Here is a 22,036-nt window from a genome sequence, read left to right on the forward strand (position 1 = left end):
GGCTATTGCTCGGTCTGGACTGGGAGGAGCTCCGATAACCCTGATTGGGGAGGATATAACGGATCTGTGGTCCGGAGGGCGCGAGAAAGCATAAGGGATACAACGAATCGATCGCGCATAAAAAGACCGCCGGAGCAGCGCATCGCTCCGGCGGTCTTCGCAATCAAACGATATGAATTACAGCGTGCGCTTCGGCTTGCGCTGGCGAAGCCGGATGGCGAACAAGAGGAGCGATGCCGCGATCAGACCGTATCCGATATACGGATAGATCGGCGCCGTTTCGCCGGTCTGCGGCAGCTTGCCGCCGCTTGCGGCGCCGGAGCCGGAGGATCCGGCGGAGGCCCCGTTCGTGCCGGCGTCTGCGCCGCCATCGTCGCCTTCGCTGCCGTCGCCGCCCGCGTTGGCGCCCGTATCCGAGCCGCCGGAGGAGCCGCCGCCCGTGTGGCCGTTGCCGCTGCCCGGCTCGGACGTGCCAGGCGTGCCCGGCGTGCCTGGCGTGCCAGGATCGCCGTCGCCGCCGTCAGGCGTCTGCGGCTCGTCCTTCTTCAGGACGAGTCCGGCGTCCACGGTCAAGTCTACGGCGCCCGGCTGCAGCGAGACGACGCCAGTCCGGCCGTCTGGACCTGCATCCGAATCGTTGTCGCCCTTCGCGCCAGCAGCGTGCACGGACGTCCACGCGTAGCCGTCAGGCAGTCGGAATCCTACCCGGTATGCGCCCGGTACGAGATCCTTGAATGCGTAGTAACCCGCCTTGCCGCCGGCATCGTTGCCGGTCAGCTGCATGTCGATCTCGTTGCCTTCGGCATCGTAGAGGGAGACCTCGACGTCGTTCATGCCGGATTCCCCGGCATCCTGCCTGCCGTTCGCGTTAGCGTCGATCCACACATAGTCGCCAAGGGAAGACAGCGGGATCACGCCGGCGTCGATCGATTTGTCATACAGACCGGCCAGGAGCGGCACGACCGGCGTCTTGCCGAGCAGATCCGCGTTGGAATCCTTGCTCTTGTCCGTGCCTTGAGCGGCCTTCGTAAATTGATAGCCCGCAGGCAAAATGAATTTTACCATATAATCTTCCGGATTCAGACCGGTGAATGCGTAGAGTCCGGGCTTGCCCGTTGAATCGTCCGCGGTGACTTTAGTCGCGACCAGCGCGTCGAAACGGTTGTAGAGCTCGACCGTCACGCCGTTCAAGCCCAGCTCGGCTTCGTCCTGGATGCCATCGCCGTTGACGTCCACCCATACGCGGTCACCGAGGCCAGCCGGAATGATAGCCGGCACGACGTGGAAGCCGGCGTCGATATCGTCGCGGTACTCGCCCGGAGACAACGTGACGAGTTCCGTATCGCCTTCCATTCCGGCGTCGGAGTCTTGGCCCGGGGCAGGTGCCGCGCCCTTTACCGTGAACATCTGGCCGTCGGGAGTGTAGAACTGGATACCGTATGCGTCCGGCATCAGCCCGTCGAACTTATAGTAGCCGGATTTGCCTCCTCCATCGGCCGTTGTCGTCGTCTTCAGCACGTTGCCGAGGGCGTCGAGCAGCTCGACCTTAAGGCCGTTGCGTCCGGTCTCGTCCGGATCTTGGATGCCGTTAGAATTCGTGTCTTCCCAGACGTAATCTCCGATCGATGCGGGCCGTACGATGCCTGCGTCGATGCCGAGATCGTCCTGGCCGGCAGTCAGCGTGACGACACCGGTCAGGCCGGCCGCGTCGGCATTCGAATCGTTATCGGTCGTATAGCCGGTACCGCCCATCAGGCTCTTCGTGAACAGATAACCTGCGGGCAGATCGAAGCTGACTCTATAATCGCCTGGATACAGGTTGGTGAACAGATAATTGCCGGAGGCGTCCGTGACGGTCGTCACCGGCGTCCCGCCGCTAAGGACAGGCGTGCCGTCGCCTTGGAGAAGGCGTACGGTGACGCCTGCAGCGGCCGGATCGGCGGGTTCGCCGTCCTGACGCCCGATCGCGCCGAGATCCACCCAGAGCTTGTCGCCCAAGTTGACGAGTCGGACAAGGCCGGCGTCCAGCGTCTGGACGACTTCGCCGGAAGACAGCGTCACGGCAGCCGTGCGCCCGCCTGCGCTCGGGTCGGCATCCGAATCCGCCGTATCGAGCGGGCCTTTATCGATCGACGTGAAGACGTAGCCGGCAGGCAGGTCGAACGCGACCCGGTACGAACCGGGCAGCAGATGCTCGAACATGTACTTGCCGTCCGCATCCGTCGTCGCGACGACAGGCAAGCCGCCGCTCGTCACCGGCGAACCCGCGCCGTCCAGCAAGCGTACGGTCACGCCAGCCACGCCGGTCTCCCCGGCGTCCTGGATGCCATTCAGATTGCGATCCATCCATACATAGTCGCCAAGCGCGGTAAGCTTCACGACGCCTGCATCGCTGTCGACGTCGTTTTCACCGGGGCTTAGCGAGACGAGGGCCGTGCGTCCGGTCGCCGGATCGGCGTCCGAATCATTGTTCGGCGCGCTTCCCGGGGCGTTTTTCTTGGCGAAAATGTAATCGGTCGGCAAGTCGAACTTCACGATGTAATCGTCCGGAACGAGCTTGGAGAAGCCGTATTTTCCGCTAACGTCGGTCGTCGCCGCAACAGGCGTGCCGTCCTTCAGGACCGGATTGCCGCTGTCGTCCAGCAGGTGGACCGTGACGCCGGCGAAGCCGCTCTCGCCGAGATCCTGAATCCCGTCGTCGTCGGCATCGTGCCAGACGATATCGCCGAGAGAGGCGAGCTCGACGAGCCCGGCATCGATCGTGATGTCGTTGTCGCCCGAGACGAGCGTGACAGCCGGGCTGTAGCCGAAGCTCGTGCCGGCCGCGTCGTCGTCCGCGTTGGAGTCGACGAGGCGATCCGCGCCTGCGAGCGCATGCGTGAACATGTATTCGTCGCTTGGCAGGATGAATTGTACGACATAATCGCCCGGCCACAGACCGGTGAAGGCGTACTTGCCGTCCGCGTCCGTCGCCGCCGTCTTGATCGCCGTCGCGAGATTGGCCGCGTCGTACAGTTTAACCGTCACGCCTTCGACGCCGGGTTCTCCTGCATCCTGAATGCCGTCGAAGTCGCGGTCGCTCCATACGAAGTCGCCCAGCGACACGCGGTCCACGATTCCTGCGTCGATGTCGGTTCTCTGTTGTCCCAGAGCGAGCGGCACGATATCGGTCAGGCCCTCGCTTGCACCCGACGCGATCGCGTCAGAATCCACGGCGGCCGTGCCCTGGCTCTTGCCGGTGAAGTTGAAGCCGGCAGGGAGCTGGCTGAACTTGACTATATAGTCGCCTGCCGCCAGATTGATGAATTTGTACTTGCCGTCGGCATCCGTCGTCTGCGAAGCGACGTCGTTCCCATAAGCGTCCTTCGCCGTCGTCGTGCCGTCCGAATCGAGCAATTCGACCTTGATGCCGCTTCTGCCGGCTTCTCCGGCATCCTGCACGCCGTCGCCGTTCAGGTCGTGCCAGACCAGATCTCCGAGAGAAGCCAGCGCGTGCACGCCTGCGTCGATCGTCATGTCATGCTCGCCCGCGGACAGCGTCGTGTCGGCGAGTCCGACGGAGCCGCTCGGTTCCTTGATCGCGTCCGAATCGAGCGCGCCGTCGCTGCCTTGATCCGGCTGTACGAACCAATAGCCGGTCGGCAGCGTGAACTTGACGGTATAGTCGCCCGGATTCAGATCCTCGAACTTGTATAGACCGTCAGCCACCGTAGTGGCCGTAGAAATCGCCGTACCGTAAGCGTCGGTCACCACCGGATCGCCGGCGTTGTCCAGCAATTGAACCTGGACGCCCGCTACGCCGGATTCGCCGGCGTCCTGCACATGGTCGCCGTCGGTGTCGAGCCATACCTTGTCGCCGACGGATGCGAGCTCGATGAGACCCGCGTCGATATCCATGTTGTCGTCCGCGAGCAGCGCGACCGTGTCCGTCTTGGCTTTGGTTTCCGTCGGCAGTCCCGGCACGTTCGCGTCGGAATCGCTGGCTGCCGTGCCTGCGCTCGCGCTTTTCGCCGTGAACAGATAGCCGTCGCCCCGGACGAACTCGACTTTATAGTTGCCCGGATACAGGTTCTCGAACTTGTACAAGCCGTTCGCCGCCGTTGTCGCCGTCCGGTAGACGGCCGTCGCGGAGTCGTCCTCGTAGTAAAGGTTGACCTTGACGCCGCTAACGCCAGGCTCGCCCGCATCCTGAACGCCGTCCAGGTCCTTGTCGTTCCAGACGTAGTCTCCGAGGGCCGTCAGTTCGACGAGGCCTGCGTCGATCGTCTTGTCGCTGGCGCCGGGCGCCTGCACCGACCCGATGGTGCCGGTCTGTCCGGACGTCTGCAGCGTCGGGTCATTGTTGGCCAACCGGACGACGTCGGAGTCGGTCGAGGCGCCGCCTTGATTACTGCGCGTAAAACCGTAGCCCGAAGGCAGGACGAATTCGACCTTGTATTTGCCCGGAAGCAGATGGTCGAACAAATACAATCCATTGACATCCGTCGTATCCGTTACGGGATCTCCGGCTTGATTCTTAACCGCCGTACCCCCTTCGGTCAGCAGGCGGACGGTCACGCCGGACTTGGGGGCGTCCGTCGGGTCGCTCGCCTGCTTGCCGTCCGCGTTGCCGTCGATCCATACCTCGTCGCCCAGCTCGACCGGCAGCAGGTAACCTGCATCCACAGTCAGGTTGACTTCGCCGAGCTGCAGGTCGATGACGTCCGTATAGCCCAGCGGCTTGGCGTCGTCCTCCGTCGCGTCGGTGCCGAAGGTAGCGGCGCCGGCCAGATCGTAAGCATTCGAATCCTCGGCGCGCTTGTTCCCTTTGCCCTTGAACGTCAGCAAAACGTCCTTAAGCGTGCCAACGCCGTCGGTATCATAATTGGCGAGCTGCGTTGGAAACTGCACTTTGTATTTGCCTGGCAGCAGGTTGTCGAACAAATACTTGCCGTCCGCATCGGTCGTATCGGTGCCTTCGCTCGTCCAAGCGGATCCTGTCTGCTTGTACAGCTTGACCGTCACGCCCGAGATGCCAGGCTCGCCGGCATCCTGCGTACCCGATCCGTTACGATCGTACCACACGTAATCGCCGATCGCGCCGAGCGGGGGCTCCAGGCCCGCGTCGATCGTCAGGTCGTCGGCGGTCAGATGGATCAGGTCGGTTACGACGACCGCCGTCGGGTCTGGAACGCCGGATACGCCGACGTTGGAGTCCGCCGCGGCATTCCCGCCGGCTCCCTTTTGCGTCCAGGCGGCGAAGTGCCGAGCCGCGTTCGTGTATGCGTTGGCGCCGGTGCCGTAGCTGTAGTCCTGCGGCAGCGCGGTCGGCATCGTGAACCGTACCTTATAGTCGCCTGCGGGCAGGCTGGGGAACAGGTAGTAACCCGCCTTGCCGCTCGCGTCCGGCCCCGTCACCGTCGTCACGGGGATATGGACCGTCACGCCGTCGTCCTTGAAATCCTTCGTAAATGGCGTGTTATCGGATTTGAGCAACTCGACCTTCACGCCGTTGATGCCCGGTTCTCCGGCATCCTGCACGCCGTCCTTATCGATGTCCGCCCATACATAATCGCCGAGCGACAGTCCCGTGGGCGGATTGATGTGCACGCCGACCTTCGGCGGCTCGGCCGGCTCGAGCTTCGAGCTCGTTCCCTTTTCCTGCGCCTGATGCGCGAAGGAGTTCCATGCAATCCGGTCCCGCGTCGTCCCGAGCGGCGCCTTCATCGTCCAGGTGAGCGGGTACTCTTGGCCCGGACTCAGCGCTATTGCCGCCGCGAACTCGAACTTGAGCGCCGTGACGGTCGTCAGATCGGCCGGCGCCGTCGTGCTCCAGGTCGAGGAGGCATTGATCTTGGGATGGGCGTCCGTGCTGTAATACACGGTGTAATCCGCGTTAGGGGCGAGCGGCTCTGTCAGCACGGTGCCCCATTCGGAGCCGCGAGACCCAAGCAGCGCGCCCTCGTCGCCGACGCGCGGAAGCGTATCGACGACGACGATATGATCGACGTCGAAGTTGGAGTTGTTCTTGACGGTCAGCTTGTAATCCACCCGTCCGCCGGCGACGGTGTTCGCGAGCTCGTCGCAGGCCGCGCCGAACGTGCAGCCGGCCGGGAACTTGCCCGTCTTCCAATCGTCGTCCAGCTCGCCGCGTACCCGCTTGTACGAGCCGAGTTCGGCTACGCGATTGACGGTGACGTCGGCCTGGGAGCCGATGTAGTGGTCGGCCGGACTGCCGTCGCCGTCGTAATCTCCGGTATCGGTCTTGAGCGGATTAAAGTAGTAGTCGTTCAAATAGGGATCGCTACCGCTCGTCAGGCCCGCGACATTCGTGTAGGTCGTTGGCGGGGTGTAGGCGTCGATCTTGGCCTTGACGCGAATCGTGAACGTGCTGTCCACGGGCATCGAAGTGCCGCCCGGGAATTTCCAGCGCAGCAGGGTCTCGCCGGCGCCGTCCTTGGCCGGGGCCAGATCGAGCGTCAGCGCGCTCGCCGTAAAGCCGCTCGAATCCGAGATCGCCGAGGATTCGTAAGTTAAATATTTCGGCAGCTTGTCGAATACGATCGGGTCTTTGAAGACGGCGCTCGAATACTCGGTATTGGTTACCTTGAGGTCGAATTCGACGAAGCTTGCCTCCGTTGCGTTGGAGGGCACGAAGGGTCCGCTGCCGACGCGCGTCTTGTCCAGCCGCACGAGCGGACGCGGCCCCCATACGTGCACGTCGGCGTCGTCGGATCCGTGCTTGGGCCCGGAATCGAACGTGTAGTCGACGGTGGCCGTATTGCGGATCGTATGCCCGTCCACGATCGCCGAGCCGCTCCGCAGCGTGTAGGTCAGCACGAAGTTCGTCGTCTGGCTGAACGAGACGGGAAGCGGGCTCGCGAAGCGGAACTGCACGCCCATCACGCGGTCTGCGCCCAGGTTCAGCGCAGAGACGGACAGATTCTCGGAAGTCTCCGTGCTGACGGACTTCCAGAATAGCCAGTCGCCGGGGGCCGGGCTTGTCTGCGTCGTATAATAAACCGAATAAGTTACGCTTGCGTCATGGAAGGTTGCCGTATCGATCGCCTTCAGATCGAGATCGACGGACGTATTGCTCGTATCCCGGGTCGGCGTCATATCCGTAATGAACGCGTCCTCCATCGTGCTGTTGGACCGGTTGCGGAAGCCTCCGACGTAGAATTTGACATCCTGGCCGGGAGAGATCTCCTGCTGACGGGTCTCGACGTCCTTATTAAAGCCTCCGGGACCGTTATCGATCTTGGCGGCGGTAAATCCGTGGCCTACGCTAGCATGGTGCGAGCGCGCGGCTAGACCGAGGGGATTGTAGGTTACGTCCGCGATGTTCGTTACGGTCGTCGTCGTATCCACCTTGTCCGCCGGATAACGGACGGTCACATAATAGCGCGCGTCGTCGGCGAGCGCGCCGGCCGGCTTCCAGGTCACGACCCCGGTCGTACCGGGCGCAGGCGCGGACAACGGCGCCGGATTTGCGGACACGAACTCGGCCTCGGGAGGCAGCGTATCCGTGACGACGACGTTCTCGATATCGAGCACGCCGATATTCGTGCCGGACTTCTTATTGTTAAACGTCAGTTGATATTGGACTTCTCCGTCTACGAGCGGCGTCGGGAGGGGAGAGACGCGCTCCTTGACGAGTTCCCAGTCCGCCGCTGCGTGAGCCGTAACGGTGACGGGATTGGAGGCTTCCAACTCGACCGTCGGATTGCCGTCCCCGTCGGGTCCCATGATCTTGGCGATCGCCGTCGTCTGGGTGCCTTCGGGGGTCGTATGCGAGGTATAATGCGCATTGATCTGCAGCGTGTAGGACGTACCTGCGGTCGGTCCGCCGTCGGCGGCGTTCTTGAAGCTGAACGCCAGTTCGTTGCCGGTCTGCGTCATGCCGGAGAGGATCGACAGCGGGATATACGTCTCGTACTCGACGCCGGCGGGAATCGGAAGCACGAGCTTCAACTGCTCGGGGTCGATATTGCTCTCGTCCAGATCCGAGAAGCTGAAATTTACCTTGTACATAAAGGTACGGCCCGAATCTACGTCCGGCACGTCGGTGGACATACTCATCAGAATGCCGTTGGCAGCGTCGCTGTCGGCGTTCGCATCCGGTTCGGGCAGCCAGGAATGGCTCCACAGCAGGCCGAATACAAGCATAATGGCTAAAAAGGACTTGAAAATCTTCATTGCTTACAGGTCTCCTGTTCTATCGTTATTCTTGATGAGGACGGCATGAACGATGAGGCGGTGCGTCGGATGCTTGCGCGGGTGGCAGGTTACGAGCGTCAACTCCGACTCGCCGGCCGCCGCGCTTCGCAGCACGGACAGATCTTCCGGCTCGACGATACGGATATCCGTGACCCGGTAGGTCGATCGTCCGGCCGAGGTGTCGATGTCGACGGTATCCCCGAAGACGGCTTCGCCCAGGCGGTTAAAGTGCCTGCCGCGCGTCAGGCTGCGATGTCCTGCGAGCACGAAGTTGCCCGGCCGTCCCGGCAGAGGTCCCTCCACGACCGTGCCTGCGCCGCGCCTCAGCGCCGCAGCGTCGGCGCCGTAGACGATCGGCTCGCTGATCGCCAGGCGACCGATCGAGACGGTGCCGAGCACCTTGGCGCCGTCGATCTCCCGCCACGCGGGCGGCGCGGGAGCGGCAGCGGTCGTCGCTGGCGCGGACAGCGGCGCGGTCCATGCGGCTTGGGTGCTCCATTCGGCGAGCAGCCGCAGCTCGCGCGCGTCCTCCCGCCGTTCCGCGAACCGCGGATAGGCGACCAGCGCGATGCCGGCAGCCAACAATACAAACGCGAGCAACGTCAGCCCGAGATGTCTTGGCAACGGCGCTCCACTCAATTTAGAACGCTCCCCCTTCACGTTTCGTCAAATATCCAAACTAGAAAAAAGTGTATAAAAAGAAACTGTACAAAAACTGAACAAACCGGCGAAAAGCCGAGCGGACGTAAAAAAAGCCCCTGCAGCAGCCGCTGCGGAGGCTAAACGGTAACGCTAGGGTCGACTCAACGTTAGGGTCGTCCGTGCTTCACGATAAAGGAAACCTTCGTGCCGTCAGGCCCGCTCTCGAGCGCGAGTCCCCTGCCGAACAGCTGTCGGAGCCGCCGGTCGGTATTAATGAGCCCGATGCCCGATTCCTTATCCAGCACGTTGTCCTGCAGCCGCGTAAGGGTCGCTTCGTCGATGCCGATGCCATCGTCCCGGACCGATACTTCGAGGCCATGTTCGGCGCGACCGGCGCGAATGCAGACCGTCCCTCCGGAAGGCCGCTTCAGGATGCCGTGACGCACCGCGTTCTCGACGAGCGTCTGGACGGAGAGCGGCGGCACCGGCGTCGTCGCCGCGTCGGCGTCGATCTCCCACCGGACCCGGATGCGCTCCGCGAAGCGCTCTTGCTCGATGTATAGGTAGGATCGGACCAGGCTTAGCTCCCGGTCGAGGGGCACGAGCAGATCCGAATTGCGAAAGTCGAAGCTGGCCTTAAGGTAGTTGCCGAATTCGGAGACGAGCATGCGCATTCGGTCCGCGTCGACCTCGCCCAGCGCGGCGATCGTGTTCAGCGTATTGAATAGGAAATGCGGCTGAATCTGCGCCTGGAGCCAGGCTGCCTCGAGGCGAAGGCGCCGGCGTATGGACTGCCTGAGATCCGTGAGCGCCTTGACGCGCGACCTCAGCTCGAGCGGTTCGACGGGCTTGGCGATGTAGTCGCTCGCGCCGGCGCGGAAGCCGGAGGCGATATCCTCCGGACGATTGCGGGCGGTCAGCAGCAGGATGGGCAGCTCCGCCAGCGGGAATCTGCAGCGGACGATCCGGGTCAGCTCGTAGCCTGACATATTCGGCATCATTACGTCTGTGACCAACAGATCCCATTTGCCGCGGTCGAGCCATTGGAGCGCATCCTTGGCGCTGGTCGCGGTCGTCAGTTCGTAGCCCTCCGGCGCCAGCATGCCCTCGAGCACGTTCAGATTAACGGGGTCGTCGTCGACGGCCAGAATGCGGATCCGCGGCTGCAGTCTCCATGGAAGTTTCCGTATGAACGGCGCTCCCTGAATACGCGGGCTCCGCATGCGGCAGCGACAGCGTGAACACGGTGCCTTTACCCGGTTCGGAGACGGCCCTCAGTCCTCCCCCGTGCAGCTCCGCGAGCTGCTTGCTCACGCTGAGTCCGAGTCCGAAGCCGCCGGCGTAGGCCGCACCGGCGCCGCCCTGCTCGTAAGGCACGAAGATCCGGTCCAGGATGTCGGCAGGAATACCCGTCCCGCTGTCCGATACGGCGATATGCACGAATCCGCCGCCAGCGGTCGCGTTCACGTCTACTGTACCTTGTTCGGTGAATTTGAGCGCGTTGTGGAGCAGATTGTATAGGATCTGGATCAGCCTGTTCTCGTCCGCGATTACGGGCGGGAATGCCGCCGGGATCCGGTTCGTCATACGCAGCTGCTTGCCGTCGGACAAGTCGCCCAGCATGTCCATCACGCCGGTGACGACCGCGCGCAGGTCGACGGGCTTGGGGTGGAGCCGGACCGCGCTCATCTTGAAAGCCGAGAGATCGAGCAGATCGCCGAGCAGCATCGACATGCGCCGGCCGACGGAGAGCAGCAGCTCCATCTTGCGTTGACTGCGAACGTCCAGCTTGGCGCGGCTTCCCTCGAGCACCGATTGGGCGATGCCCAGCATCCCGTGCAGCGGATTGCGAAGCTCGTGCGACGTATTCGCGAGAAAGTCGTCCTTTTCCTTGTCGGCCTGCCGGAGCTTGTCCGTCGCCGCCCGCATGTCCCGCAGCAGGATGGCGTAATGGCGGAACCAGTAGGCGCCGAACGACAAGAAGGCGAACAGCAGATCGAAGGCGTAAAAGGTCTTGGTCGAATCGAAAACGGTCTGCGTGGCGGCGCCGATCACGTTGCAAAAGACGCCTGTCGCTCCGACGAGCAAATAGACGGCTCCCGGCCGGCCGCTCCGGGTCGCGCGGTATAAATAATAGAAGAGAATGGCGCCGCTGCCGAAAAACAGGACGATATTCAGCGCGCTGCCGAAGCCGCCTATGGTCGGCGATAACAAAAAATAGGCGCCGATGCCGAGGCAGCCTGCGTACGCGGCGCGAATGAGCGGACGGCGTCCGCGATCCGTCTCCAAGTAAGCGGCGAAGGCAAGCAGCGATGCGAAGACGAGAGCGGGCATCAGGAGCGCCAGCTTGAGCAGGACGGCGGAGCCGACGGGCGCGATCCGGCCGAGCAGCATGTCGTCCTGCGACAGCACCATCAGCAGGGCGCTGACGTTAAGCGCGGCGAAAAGCAGGATGCCCCGGTTGCGAAAACCGACGACGTACAGCAGCGCCGCGTTCAGCACGTGAAGCGCCGCGACGGCGCAAACGAGCAGCTGCAGACCCGCGGATTCGAGCACGATGCGTTCGATGCTCCCGCGCGTGCCGAAGCTTAAGGAGCTGCGCATGCCGCCGGCGGTCGTATCGAAGTAATTCGCCGTGCCGACTCGAATATCGATCGCGCCCGAGCCGTCGTCCTCGAAGTAGGCGGCGTAAGGGACGATGCCGGGCGTGTAGGCTGAAGCGTTCGCGGCGGGCTTGCCTGAACCGCCGACGCGCTGCCCGTTGACAAACAGATCGGAGGACATGTACGTCTGAACGCTGCGCACGCCGAGATCGCGGCCCGGGTGCGGATCGATCAGCACGCGCAGCCTGTAGGTGCCATAGCCGAAGTTGGGAGGAAGTCCGTTAAGCCGCGAGGCGTCCAGCGCCCGGCTCCAGTTGCCCGGGACGTCGATGAGCGCGCGCGGCGTCCGTCCGGCGTCCAGCGGCTCGTCGCCGGACGTCAGGTACGCGGGGAAGAACTCCCACTCGCCGTCCAACGAGAACGGGCGATTCGCCGGAAGGTCGACGCCCCGCAGATCGAGGATGCCGTCCCGGATCGGGGGGTGCTCGGGCGGTCTGCGGCTATCGTACCACGCCGCGCGGAGCACCAAGAGCAGGACTGCGGCGAGCAGCGCGATGCCGAGCGTACGTTTCGCCGTCATCGGTCGGGCGCGCCCGCCGGACCGTCCGCCCTCCAGCCGGCGTACCATGCGGCGATGTCCGCGGAGGGCGGGTGGCCGTATTGCTCTTCGCTCATCTTCGCGAGCAGGGCGTATTGCTGCTCGACCATGCTATTTTCGCCGAGGGACGCATGCTGCTTCATAATAAGGAAGTAAATCTCCTCGGAATAAGGAAAACGCTCCTGTACCCGGTACAGCCAGTCCAAGCCGTAGGCGGGCATGCCGTGCTCCTCCAGGAGAGCCGCCAGCTTCACGGCAAAACGGTACCACAGCAGCCGCAGGCGCCGGCGTTCCGTATCCGCCCATTCGTAGTCCTGCTCCTCCAGATAGTCGCCGGTGAAATCCTCGAGCCATGACTCATACTGCTGCAATTGGTCCGGGTGCGACTCGTCGGCCGACGGCATGCGGCGCTCCCAGTCGTCGACGTCGATCAGGCTGTCCTCCGTTACCAGCTCGTACCCGGCCTTGGTATTAAGAATACGAATCTGCAAGCCGGCAGCCTCTATGGACTTGCGTAGCTGATACACCGTCGTATAGAGCAGGGCGTAGCTGCGCACCGGCTCCAGCTCGGGCCAGAGCAGCTCGATCAGCGTATCCTTGCGCGTCTGCTGCCCCCGTCTGTGGAGCAGGAAGGCGAACAGCTCCTGCGCCTTGTTCGTCCGCCAAGTCAACTGCGACGCGGAGGGGCCGTACTCGATGGACAGCGAACGGAAGCAGCGGATGACCGCCGTCTGCGCGCCGGCAGGGGCGTCGCCGGCCCCCGAGGCGGACGCAGAGCCCTCCAGCCTGCGCAGCGTCTGTTCCAGGCGCTGCGGCAGCACCGGCTTCAGCAGATAATCCAACGCGTTAAGCTCGAATGCCTTGATGGCATATTCCTGGTAAGCGGTCACGAATACGATCCTGGCGGCGGGACGCGCTTCCTGGAAATGAAGGGCCGCTTCGAGTCCGTTCATGACGGGCATGTCGATATCGAGAAAGACGACGTTCGGCTCCAGCGCGCCGAGCGCGTCGAGCGCTTCCTGCGCATTGCTGTACTTGCCGCAAATCTCGATGCCGCCGAGCTTGCGAAGCTGCCTCTCCATATCGTTCAGTGCCAACGGTTCGTCGTCGACGAGTATGCATTTCATATCGTATCCCGCCTCGCTGTATTCTCGCGGCGCCGTGCGCTTCGTCAGCAATCGCCATTGTTCTACATTATATCGAAATTGTGGGCGAAACGGGGAGCGGAACCATAAATTCTGCGCACAGAAGAACCTGCGTACATCCCATAAAAGAACCTGCGTACATCGCATAGAAGAACCTGCGTACATATAGAAGCGAGGTGATCGCGGATGTTGAAGCTGGGCGTTCTGGACCAATCTCCCGTATTAAGCGGCGGCGACGCCGCCCGGGCGCTGTACGACACCGTCGAGCTGGCGAAGCTCGCCGAGCGGCTCGGCTATTCGCGCTTTTGGGTATCCGAGCATCACAACGCGCCTGGGCTTGCGGGCTCCTCGCCGGAGGTGCTCCTGGCTGCCGTCGGCGCCGGCACCTCCCGCATCCGCATTGGATCGGGCGGGGTGCTGCTGCCGCATTACAGTCCGTACAAAGTCGCGGAAAATTTCAAGCTGCTCGAAGGGCTGTACCCGGGCAGGATCGATCTCGGCATCGGAAGGGCGCCGGGCGGCATGCCGCTCGTGTCCCGCGCGATGGGCAGGGAAGCAGGCAAAGACAAGGAAGCGGGCTTCGTAAACGCCCTTCGCGAGCTCGCGGCTTATCTGGGCAGCGGGCCTCCGCTCGGGCAAGGACATCCGCTGTCGGGCCTCGCGGCCACGCCTGCCGTGCGCACGATCCCCGAGCCGTGGCTTCTGGGCTCCAGCGGCCACAGCGCGCAGGTCGCCTCCGCGATGGGCGCAGGGTTCGCCTTCGCGCATTTCATCAACGGGCAGGGCGGGCAGAGCGCCGCCCGCGAATACAGGCGGAACTTCCGCCCGGGGCCGCTCGGGAGCGAGCCACGCGTCGCCGTATGCGTCTTCGTCGTCTGCGCTGCGGACGATCGCGAAGCCGAGCGCGCTGCCGCGCCGCTGGACCTGCGGCTGCTGCTGAACGACAAGGGAGACTACGGCCGACCGGTGCCGACCGTCGAGCAGGCGCTGCATCATCCGTACAGCGCGCCGGACCGCGCGAGAATCGCGGAGAACAGACGCAGAATGATCGTGGGCGGACCCGAGCGCGTCGGCCGCATGCTGTCCGGCTTGGCTGCGAGCTACGGCGCGGACGAAGCGATACTCAACTGCATCGCGGCCGACGCGAAGACGCGGTTCGAATGCTACGAGCGCGTCGCCGCATGGTTCGCCGCGCGAAGATTAAGATAACGAAAAGGCGCGGCAGGCATTGGCGTTATATGATAATAAACGGGATTCGCGAGCCTGCCGGCCCGGTTCCCGAAAGGGAGGCGGACAACCCCCGGTCCGGCGGGCGCGGGCGCCGTGCGGCGCGGGATTCGGTCCGCGCGCAGGAGGGCAATTCGGCCTATGACGAAAGTGTTAACATACCTCACACTTCCACAAAAAATACCTTACATAAGTATTGACGCTCCACTAGCAAAAATTTATAATAGCGACAGAGTTCAGGTGAAAAGTTGAACGTTGTTTCGTTTCACAAGACCTAATGTTCGGAAATGGGGAGGAAATTCGAAATGTCTGCTCAAAACGTATTGGATCTGATCAAGGAAAAGAATATTGAATTCGTCGATTTCCGGTTCGTCGATCTGGCTGGCCGCGCCCACCACATCACGCTGCCGGCAACCGAAGTAGACGAAGACACCTTCGTCAATGGCGTAGCATTCGACGGTTCCTCGATCACGGGTTTCCGCGGAATCGAACAATCCGACATGGTAATGATGCCTGATACCGAATCGGTCTATGTGGATCCGTTCACCGCTCACGCGACCCTGATCATTATGTCCAACATCTTCACGCCGGACGGCGAGCGTTATGACCGCGACCCGCGCTCGATCGCGCACAAGGCCGAAGAATTCCTTCAACAATCCGGCGTCGGTACGGCTGCTTACTTCGCTCCGGAATCGGAATTCTTCATTTTCGACGACGTTCGTTACGAGAGCACGATGAATTCTTCCTCCTTCTTCGTAGATTCCGAAGAAGCCGCTTGGAACACGAACCGCAAGGAAGAAGGCGGCAACCTGGCGTTCAAGGTCGGCGTCAAGGGCGGCTACGTTCCTGTAGCTCCGGTCGACTCCCAACAGGACATCCGCAGCGAGATGGTTCGCCTGATGCAAGACTCCGGCCTGCGCGTCGAGCGCCATCACCACGAAGTGGCGACGGCCGGACAAGCGGAGATCAACTTCCGCTTCGACACGCTGACCAAGACTGCCGACAACCTGATGAAGTACAAATACATCGTGCACAACGTTGCCCGCCAATACGGCAAGGTCGCAACGTTCATGCCGAAGCCGCTCTTCGGAGACAACGGTTCGGGCATGCACGTGCACAGCTCCATCTTTAACGAAGGCGAGCCGCTGTTCTACGACAAGGGCGCTTATGCGAACCTGAGCGAGCTGGCTCTGAACTACATCGGCGGCATCCTGCATCACGCGCCTGCCCTGATCGCGATCACCAACCCGTCCACGAACTCGTTTAAGCGTCTGGTTCCTGGCTACGAAGCGCCGGTTAACCTCGTGTTCTCCGCAGGCAACCGTTCCGCTGCCGTACGTATCCCGGTCGCTGCCGTGACGCCGAAGGGCTGCCGCATCGAGTTCCGTACGCCGGACTCCACCGCGAACCCGTACCTGGCGTTCGCAGCCATGCTGATGGCCGGCCTGGACGGCATCAAGCGCAAGATCGATCCTCGCGCTCTCGGCTATGGACCGTTCGACAAGAACATCTACGAGCTGACCGACGAAGAGAAAGCCGAGATCCGCAGCGTACCGGGCACCCTGGACGAAGCGCTCGACGCGCTCGAGGCGGACTATGAATTCTTGACCGAAGGCGGCGTCTTCACGAAGGAATTCATCGACAACTACGTCGATGTCAAGCGTGCAGAAGCCAAGGCTGTCGCGATCCGCATTCACCCGCACGAATACGGCCTTTATTTCGATTGCTAATCCTAAAGAAATAAGGAAAAAGCTCCCGCAAGGGAGCTTTTTTTGCGATGCCGCGTTTTACTCCATATTCCGTAATGGAATCGAAGCCATCCGTTCGTACGACGGCGAACGTCCGAGATGGGAACGGAACAAAGTGATGTCTCTGCACCTCCATGGACCCGGCTGCTGCCCGTCAGTCCCGGACGCAGTATCCCATAGCTCCTTGACGGTGCGCTTGGCGCAGTGGCCGCCCGCGCAGTCTCGGGCCAGCGTGATGTGCGGATGGTAGGTTCGCGATTCCGGCCGATATCCGATCCGTGCCTGCAAATGCTCGCCGAGCGTGCCGTGCAACGCATGTAAAGGCGAGGCTGCTGGAGAACCTGCGACGGGAGCAGCGGAGGATAACTCCTGAATACCGCACCAAAGGACCCGAGGGGAGGATTCTGGACCGAACATGCCCGGCGCTGCGAGTGACAAGTGCGGGGGCGCTGCAATATCGGCGGTATCCTGGATTGCTTGCTCGATGTCGGGTACGCGATCTTGCGGGATATTGCCCAGGTAATGAAGGGTGATATGATAGTCGGCCGGATGCGCCCATTTGCGAAACGACAGCTTCGGCTTCATCCAGTCCGCGCGGCCGCCCAAGAAGCGCTCGACGTTTTCCGGTAAGGCGATGCCGAGAAAAAGACGAAGGTTCTCCATGTTGTCCTCCTTATTCGTTCGGAAATTCTTTGTTTTGCCATCCTTTTGTCCTTTAAAGCGGTTGAACACCCCGGACAGCTTTGTTATGATGTTTTTAATATGACCGAATACAAGGTGGGAAATGACATGTCCAATCGTGCCTACAATTTTAACGCGGGTCCGGCCGCCCTGCCCCTCGAGGTGCTGCAGCAGGCCCAGGAGCAATTCGTCGACTTCGAGAACAGCGGCATGTCGCTGATGGAGATGTCCCATCGCGGCGCCATTTACGAACGCGTACATACGGAAACCGAGCGGCTCGTCCGCGAACTGATGGGCGTGCCGGACGGCTATAAGGTACTGCTCGTCCAAGGCGGCGCCAGCACGCAATTCGCGATGGTGCCCATGAATCTCCTTAAGCCCGACAAGGCAGGCGCCTATGTCGCCACCGGCAGCTGGGCCACCAAAGCAATCAAGGAAGCGAAGCTGTTCGGAGAGGTCGCGATCGCGGCTTCGTCCGAAGCCGACGCCTACAAGCGGATCCCGTCCCTGAGCGAGCTTCAAGTTCCGGACAACGCGGCGTACGTGCACCTGACGTCGAACGAGACGATCGAAGGCACGCAATGGGCGGAGTATCCGGATACGGGAGACGTGCCGCTCGTCGGTGACTTGTCGAGCGACATTCTGTGCAGGCCGATCGACGTATCCCGCTTCGGATTGATCTATGCCGGCGCGCAGAAGAACCTGGGGCCGTCCGGCGTGACGATCGTTATCGTGCGGGAGGATCTGATCGGCGCCCCCGCAATCACCGTCCCGACGATGCTCCGCTACGACACCCATGCGAAGAGCGGTTCTTTGTATAATACCCCGCCTTCGTTCGCCATCTACATGGCCAATCTGGTGCTCAATTGGGTGAAGGCGCATGGCGGCGCGGCAGGCGTAGAGCGTCTGAACCGGGAGAAGGCCGGCTTGGTATACACGGCGATCGATCAGAGCTGCGGCTTCTACAAGGGCTTCGCCGCACCTGACAGCAGGTCCATCATGAACGTCACCTTCCGTCTCGGCAGCGAAGAGCTGGAAAAGCTGTTCGTGAAGGCGTCAGAGGCGGCAGGGTTCATCGGTCTGAAAGGCCACCGCGACGTCGGCGGTCTGCGCGCATCGATCTACAATGCCGTTCCGCTGGACAGCGTCAAGGCGCTGGTAGACTTCATGGGCGAGTTCGCCCGGACCAACGGTTAGGATCTTCCGGCCGCTGACGTTACATGCATAGCTTGCCGGATTTTGTTTAGCCGCGGCGCACGCCGCGGTTTTTTCGCTTCGCCGAACGTTCACGCAACGCGATATCAACGCTATTTCGCAAAGGAGGAAGGCATCCGTCATGCCTTTTCACATCGTTCTCGTCGAGCCGGAGATTCCCGCCAACACCGGCAACATCGCTCGCACCTGCGCCGCGACCGGCACGCATCTGCATCTCGTCCGCCCGCTCGGTTTTTCGACCGACGACAAGATTCTGAAGCGCGCGGGCCTCGATTACTGGTACGCGGTCAACATCACGTATTACGATTCGTTCGCCGAAGTCAGGGCCGCGTTCCCCGAGGGCCGGTTCTTCTATGCCAGCACGCGCAGCTCGCGCCGGTACAGCGACCTGCATTATCGGGACGGCGACCTGTTCGTCTTCGGGAAGGAAACCAAAGGGCTGCCGCAGGCGCTGCTGGACGAGAATCCCGGGCAGAGCATCCGCATGCCGATGACCGACAAGGTCCGCTCGCTGAATCTCGCGAACTCGGCGGCGATCGTCGTTTATGAAGCGCTCAGGCAGACCGGGTTTCCGGGTTTGGAAGGCTAATCCCCTAATAAATTCGACATAAATCGGCAAGATTCTTGCATTATTTTAAGCAAAAGCTATTTTTTGCAGGGATTGTCGGGGATGTTAGCGAACCTAAGGTTAAGACTTGGGCAACAATCGCAATTGTTATGAATAACGAAAGAATGGGAGAGGACTGCTTTGAAGCCTGCTGGTGTCGTAAGAAAAGTGGACCAACTCGGCCGGATCGTACTGCCGAAATCGCTGCGGAAGCGATATCAGATGAATGAGGGAGATCCTGTAGAGATCCTGGTGCAGGGAGATCATATTATTCTGGAGCGCTATCGTCCGCGGTGCGTATTCTGTTCGTCCATGGAGAACGTCACCGAATACAAGGAACGTCATGTATGCGGGGCTTGCATGAAGGAAATGAACGCGATCTAAAGCGCTCCCCGATGTCGATGAGAGATGAGCCGTTCCGCCTGGCAACCGATTGCCGGCGGAATCGGCTCTTATTCGATAAAAGACCCCCAAAACCTCTCCGCATGCGCGGAATGGTCTTGGGGGTCTTGCCGCTTCGCGAAGTCCCGCGCGGCGCCTGTGCGAGTCCGGGATTAAAGACCCTTGGTCTTGTCCTCATTGTACGCGGCCGTCAGCATCGCCGTGATGAACAGCGCGAAAACAAGCATCACGATCCAGAACTTGTCGCTCATTCCCAGTAACATGTTCGACACCTCCACTAAACTTCTTCTATTATAACCAAGCCCGGCCAAAAAGAAAACGCAAAAAACGGCCGAAGTGCAGCATACACTGTAGGGTGGGCATAACGCCCGGCGCGCGAGCGGTCGGAGGCGATTGGAGATGGGGGCCATGATCAATTGGATGGGCGGCTGGCCTGCGGAAGGGCTGTTGGCCGAGGCCGAATGGCAGGAAAAAAGGCAGCGTACGGCCGAAGCCGCGGCTGAATCGGGCGCGGACCGCCTGCGCCGCATCGATACGGCGCAGCGGCTGGCGGCGCTGGTACAATCGGGGCAGCTGGGACCGTATTGGCAGCCTTCGGACGACGCGGGGCAATGGCTTCTGACGGACGATGCGGACGAGGCGCTCCGGCTGGCGGCGAAGGCGCTGTTGCGGCCCGGGGACGCCGTGTTGGTCGAACGTCCGACGAGCCGGACGGCGCTCCAGCTCTTCGCGCGCAGCGGAGCGGTGGCCGTCGAGGTGCCGGGTACGCGCGACGGGATGGACCCCGAGGCGTTAACGGGCGCGCTCGCGGCATTCCGGCCGCGTGCCGTCTACGTCTCGTTGACCTGCTCGGACCCCGCGGGCGGAAAATGGAGCGATGAGCGGCGGACGGCCTTGCTGCGGCAATGCGCGGCAGCCGGCGTGGCGCTGCTCCTCGACGAGCGTCAGAGCTTGACCTGCGAACGGACGCTAAATCTGGCTGCAGGCTGCGACACCGGCCCGGCAGCTGTCATCGGCGGACTGCCGTCGGGTCTCGTCTCCGGCATGCGGCTGGGATGGCTGCAATGGACGGGATGGCGCCGCGCGGACGAGGCGTTCGCGCCGAGTCCGCCTGTCAGAAGGCCAGACCGCGAGCTGGAGGCGCTGGAGAACCGGGAGGCGCTGCTAAGGTACTGGGAGGAATCGTCTCCGGCGACGGTGCTGGAGACGCTCAGGTTCATCTACCGAACGCGGCACGCCCTGCTGTCGGAGCGGATCGCGGCAGCCGAGGTGCCGGGGCTCATCTGCGAATGCCCGCAGGCCGGCAGTCACGCATGGCTGAAGCTGCCCGAGGGACTGGAGGGAGAGCCCCTGTTGAAGGCGGCATGGCTGGAGGGCTTATTGTTCCAGCCGGGGACCGGATATTATGCCGGCGAGGCGGACCGTTCGCGGCTGCGGCTGACGCCGGTGCATTCCGACGAACGGGAGATCAAGGAAGGGGTCCGAAGATTAAGTCGGACCATCCAGGCATTCGTTGGCCGCTCGGTCTGACGCATCCGCTAATAGTCGGCGCCTGCAGCGTAGAACGCCCCGTCCTCGAGCACGACGTCGCGGCGCATGAGACGCTCGTAGTCCCGGTTCGTGCATTCGCCGGAGCGCCCGTCGAAAGTCCAAAAGTGGAGCGGGCAATAGAACTCGCCCTCCGCGTGCAGCACCTCTCCGCCTGCGTGAGGGCAGTAGGCGAGCAGCAGAGCGAAGCGTCCCTCCGCGTCTTGGGTCAGCCAGTAGGGCTTGCCGTCCAGCTCCAACGACACCGGATTGCCATCGTACATGTCGGCCGGTCCGATCCTTACGCGTGCTTGATTCATCGTCGTATCGCCTCCTCGAATAGATTGCGGCCCGGTTCTCCGGCTTCGGCACCGGATTCGTCCGGCTCCGCGGCTGCCGCGGCCGATGCCGCCCAGGGGAACTTGGCCGTCCAATACGAGACGGCTTCCCCGTATTCGAGCAGCGCGGCGAGCCCTGCGGGCGTCAGCTCGTACAGACCGCGCCCGGCCTTGCGGAACCAGCCGTAGTAATTGCTTCGCAGCAGCTGCCCCGGCTCGGCGACGCCGGTAAGCGCGCCGATCTGCCGCGGCGCGAGCGCGGGGCTGTCGGCGCAGCGGAGCGCCAGCGCGCATTGCAGCGCCCGCTCGCGGTAGGCCGTGACGAGCTTGCGCTGCGAGCTGCCGCCGATATTATAATCGCCGCTGCGGCCGGCGAATTCCTTGAGCAGCTTGGCCGTTCCCTTGCGGCGGCCGCCGGATCCGGCGGTCGGGAGCGCGGCGGACAGCAGCGAGGAGGCCGGAAGCAGCGAGGAGGTCGGGAGCATGCCGCCGGATGGGGACTCGGCCGCCGCGTAGCGCTGCTCCATGCCATGCTCGGCGACCGCGGCCGCGTCGAGAACGTTCGCGGCGGGCGTCCCCCTGGCCGGTCGGCTGCCGATCTCGCACCACACTTCGGTCACGGGCGGCTTCGTCTTATAAAAAGTGACCGTGATAAAGCCGAGCGAGAGCCGGCGGCACAGATCCGCGATTTCTCCGAAGCGCTGGTTGTGCGCGCCTTTCTTGACGCGGTTGCGCTCGACCGCCAGCCATACGGCGGCGCCCGTCCGCTGACGCTCGAGCCCCTGGAGGAGCAGCGCGAGCGTGAAGGTTTTTTTCATCTCGACGATGACGGGCAGGGGCTCGCCTTGGCGCACCGCGACCAGATCGCAGCCGCGGACCTCCGCCTTGACCTCGTAGCCTCTCGTTGTCCAGAACGCCTTGAGCGCCGGATACAGCTCCGTCTCGTACTTGACCGCCACGCCGTTTTCCCCCGTTCGACGAATTGATTCGTCCATTATAGCATGAGGGCGCTGGCGGCGCAGCGGCCGGCCGGCTCCATGCGTCAGAGCGGCGTCAACTTCACTGCTTCCGCGTACGAAGCATTTATTTTCATCCTTATTTTCG

Annotated in this window: 14 protein-coding genes; 6 read left to right on the forward strand and 8 right to left on the reverse strand. The window is 62.5% G+C overall.

Features of this window, described 5'->3' with window-relative positions:
* Positions 1-177 precede the first annotated feature (177 nt).
* The 5 genes from PQG80_RS06605 to PQG80_RS06625 form a co-directional block, all read right to left on the reverse strand.
* Positions 178-8,178 carry an SdrD B-like domain-containing protein gene (locus tag PQG80_RS06605; RefSeq protein ID WP_271750435.1) on the reverse strand — a complete coding sequence of 2,667 codons (8,001 nt, stop codon included), beginning with the start codon at positions 8,176-8,178 and terminating at the stop codon, positions 178-180.
* Between the two features lie 3 nt (positions 8,179-8,181).
* Positions 8,182-8,838, reverse strand: coding sequence for a class D sortase (locus tag PQG80_RS06610; protein WP_271750436.1), 657 nt, complete (start codon positions 8,836-8,838; stop codon positions 8,182-8,184).
* 170 nt (positions 8,839-9,008) lie between these two features.
* On the reverse strand, positions 9,009-10,064 hold the full coding sequence (locus tag PQG80_RS06615; protein ID WP_271750437.1) for a response regulator: 1,056 nt from the start codon (positions 10,062-10,064) through the stop codon (positions 9,009-9,011).
* Positions 9,964-12,024, reverse strand: coding sequence for a sensor histidine kinase (locus PQG80_RS06620; protein WP_271750439.1), 2,061 nt, complete (start codon positions 12,022-12,024; stop codon positions 9,964-9,966). Before PQG80_RS06620 ends, PQG80_RS06615 begins: the two co-directional genes overlap by 101 nt.
* A complete protein-coding gene (locus PQG80_RS06625) occupies positions 12,021-13,169 on the reverse strand; it encodes a response regulator (protein ID WP_271750440.1) in 1,149 nt (382 codons plus the stop codon). Before PQG80_RS06625 ends, PQG80_RS06620 begins: the two co-directional genes overlap by 4 nt.
* Positions 13,170-13,373: 204 nt before the next feature.
* Between PQG80_RS06625 and PQG80_RS06630 the strand changes: the two genes are divergently transcribed.
* Positions 13,374-14,396, forward strand: coding sequence for an LLM class flavin-dependent oxidoreductase (locus PQG80_RS06630; RefSeq protein WP_271750441.1), 1,023 nt, complete (start codon positions 13,374-13,376; stop codon positions 14,394-14,396).
* 323 nt (positions 14,397-14,719) lie between these two features.
* Positions 14,720-16,144 (forward strand): type I glutamate--ammonia ligase, encoded by a 1,425-nt coding sequence (gene glnA / locus PQG80_RS06635; protein WP_271750442.1) that lies wholly within the window; start codon positions 14,720-14,722, stop codon positions 16,142-16,144.
* Positions 16,145-16,201: 57 nt separating this feature from the next.
* Here glnA and thpR read toward each other — a convergent pair whose 3' ends face one another.
* A complete protein-coding gene (thpR, locus tag PQG80_RS06640) occupies positions 16,202-16,825 on the reverse strand; it encodes an RNA 2',3'-cyclic phosphodiesterase (RefSeq protein WP_271750443.1) in 624 nt (207 codons plus the stop codon).
* Positions 16,826-16,951: 126 nt separating this feature from the next.
* On the opposite strand from thpR, the gene serC reads away from it, so the two are divergent.
* The 4 genes from serC to PQG80_RS06660 all read left to right on the forward strand — a co-directional run bounded on the left by serC (position 16,952) and on the right by PQG80_RS06660 (position 20,597).
* A complete protein-coding gene (gene serC / locus PQG80_RS06645) occupies positions 16,952-18,040 on the forward strand; it encodes a 3-phosphoserine/phosphohydroxythreonine transaminase (protein WP_271750444.1) in 1,089 nt (362 codons plus the stop codon).
* 139 nt (positions 18,041-18,179) lie between these two features.
* Positions 18,180-18,647, forward strand: coding sequence for a tRNA (uridine(34)/cytosine(34)/5-carboxymethylaminomethyluridine(34)-2'-O)-methyltransferase TrmL (trmL, locus tag PQG80_RS06650; protein ID WP_271750446.1), 468 nt, complete (start codon positions 18,180-18,182; stop codon positions 18,645-18,647).
* Positions 18,648-18,806: 159 nt separating this feature from the next.
* Positions 18,807-19,049 (forward strand): AbrB/MazE/SpoVT family DNA-binding domain-containing protein, encoded by a 243-nt coding sequence (locus PQG80_RS06655; RefSeq protein ID WP_271750447.1) that lies wholly within the window; start codon positions 18,807-18,809, stop codon positions 19,047-19,049.
* Positions 19,050-19,475: 426 nt separating this feature from the next.
* Positions 19,476-20,597 carry an aminotransferase class I/II-fold pyridoxal phosphate-dependent enzyme gene (locus PQG80_RS06660; protein ID WP_271750448.1) on the forward strand — a complete coding sequence of 374 codons (1,122 nt, stop codon included), beginning with the start codon at positions 19,476-19,478 and terminating at the stop codon, positions 20,595-20,597.
* Positions 20,598-20,605: 8 nt separating this feature from the next.
* On the opposite strand, the gene PQG80_RS06665 is transcribed toward PQG80_RS06660, so the two are convergent.
* Positions 20,606-20,914, reverse strand: coding sequence for a Rieske (2Fe-2S) protein (locus tag PQG80_RS06665; RefSeq protein WP_271750449.1), 309 nt, complete (start codon positions 20,912-20,914; stop codon positions 20,606-20,608).
* Complete coding sequence (locus PQG80_RS06670; protein ID WP_271750450.1) at positions 20,911-21,891, reverse strand: DUF2161 family putative PD-(D/E)XK-type phosphodiesterase; 981 nt, start codon at positions 21,889-21,891, stop codon at positions 20,911-20,913. The genes PQG80_RS06665 and PQG80_RS06670 overlap by 4 nt, the downstream gene beginning before the upstream one ends.
* Positions 21,892-22,036: the final 145 nt, after the last annotated feature.

Source organism: Cohnella rhizoplanae (assembly GCF_948329515.1).
Lineage (GTDB): Bacteria > Bacillota > Bacilli > Paenibacillales > Paenibacillaceae > Cohnella > Cohnella rhizoplanae.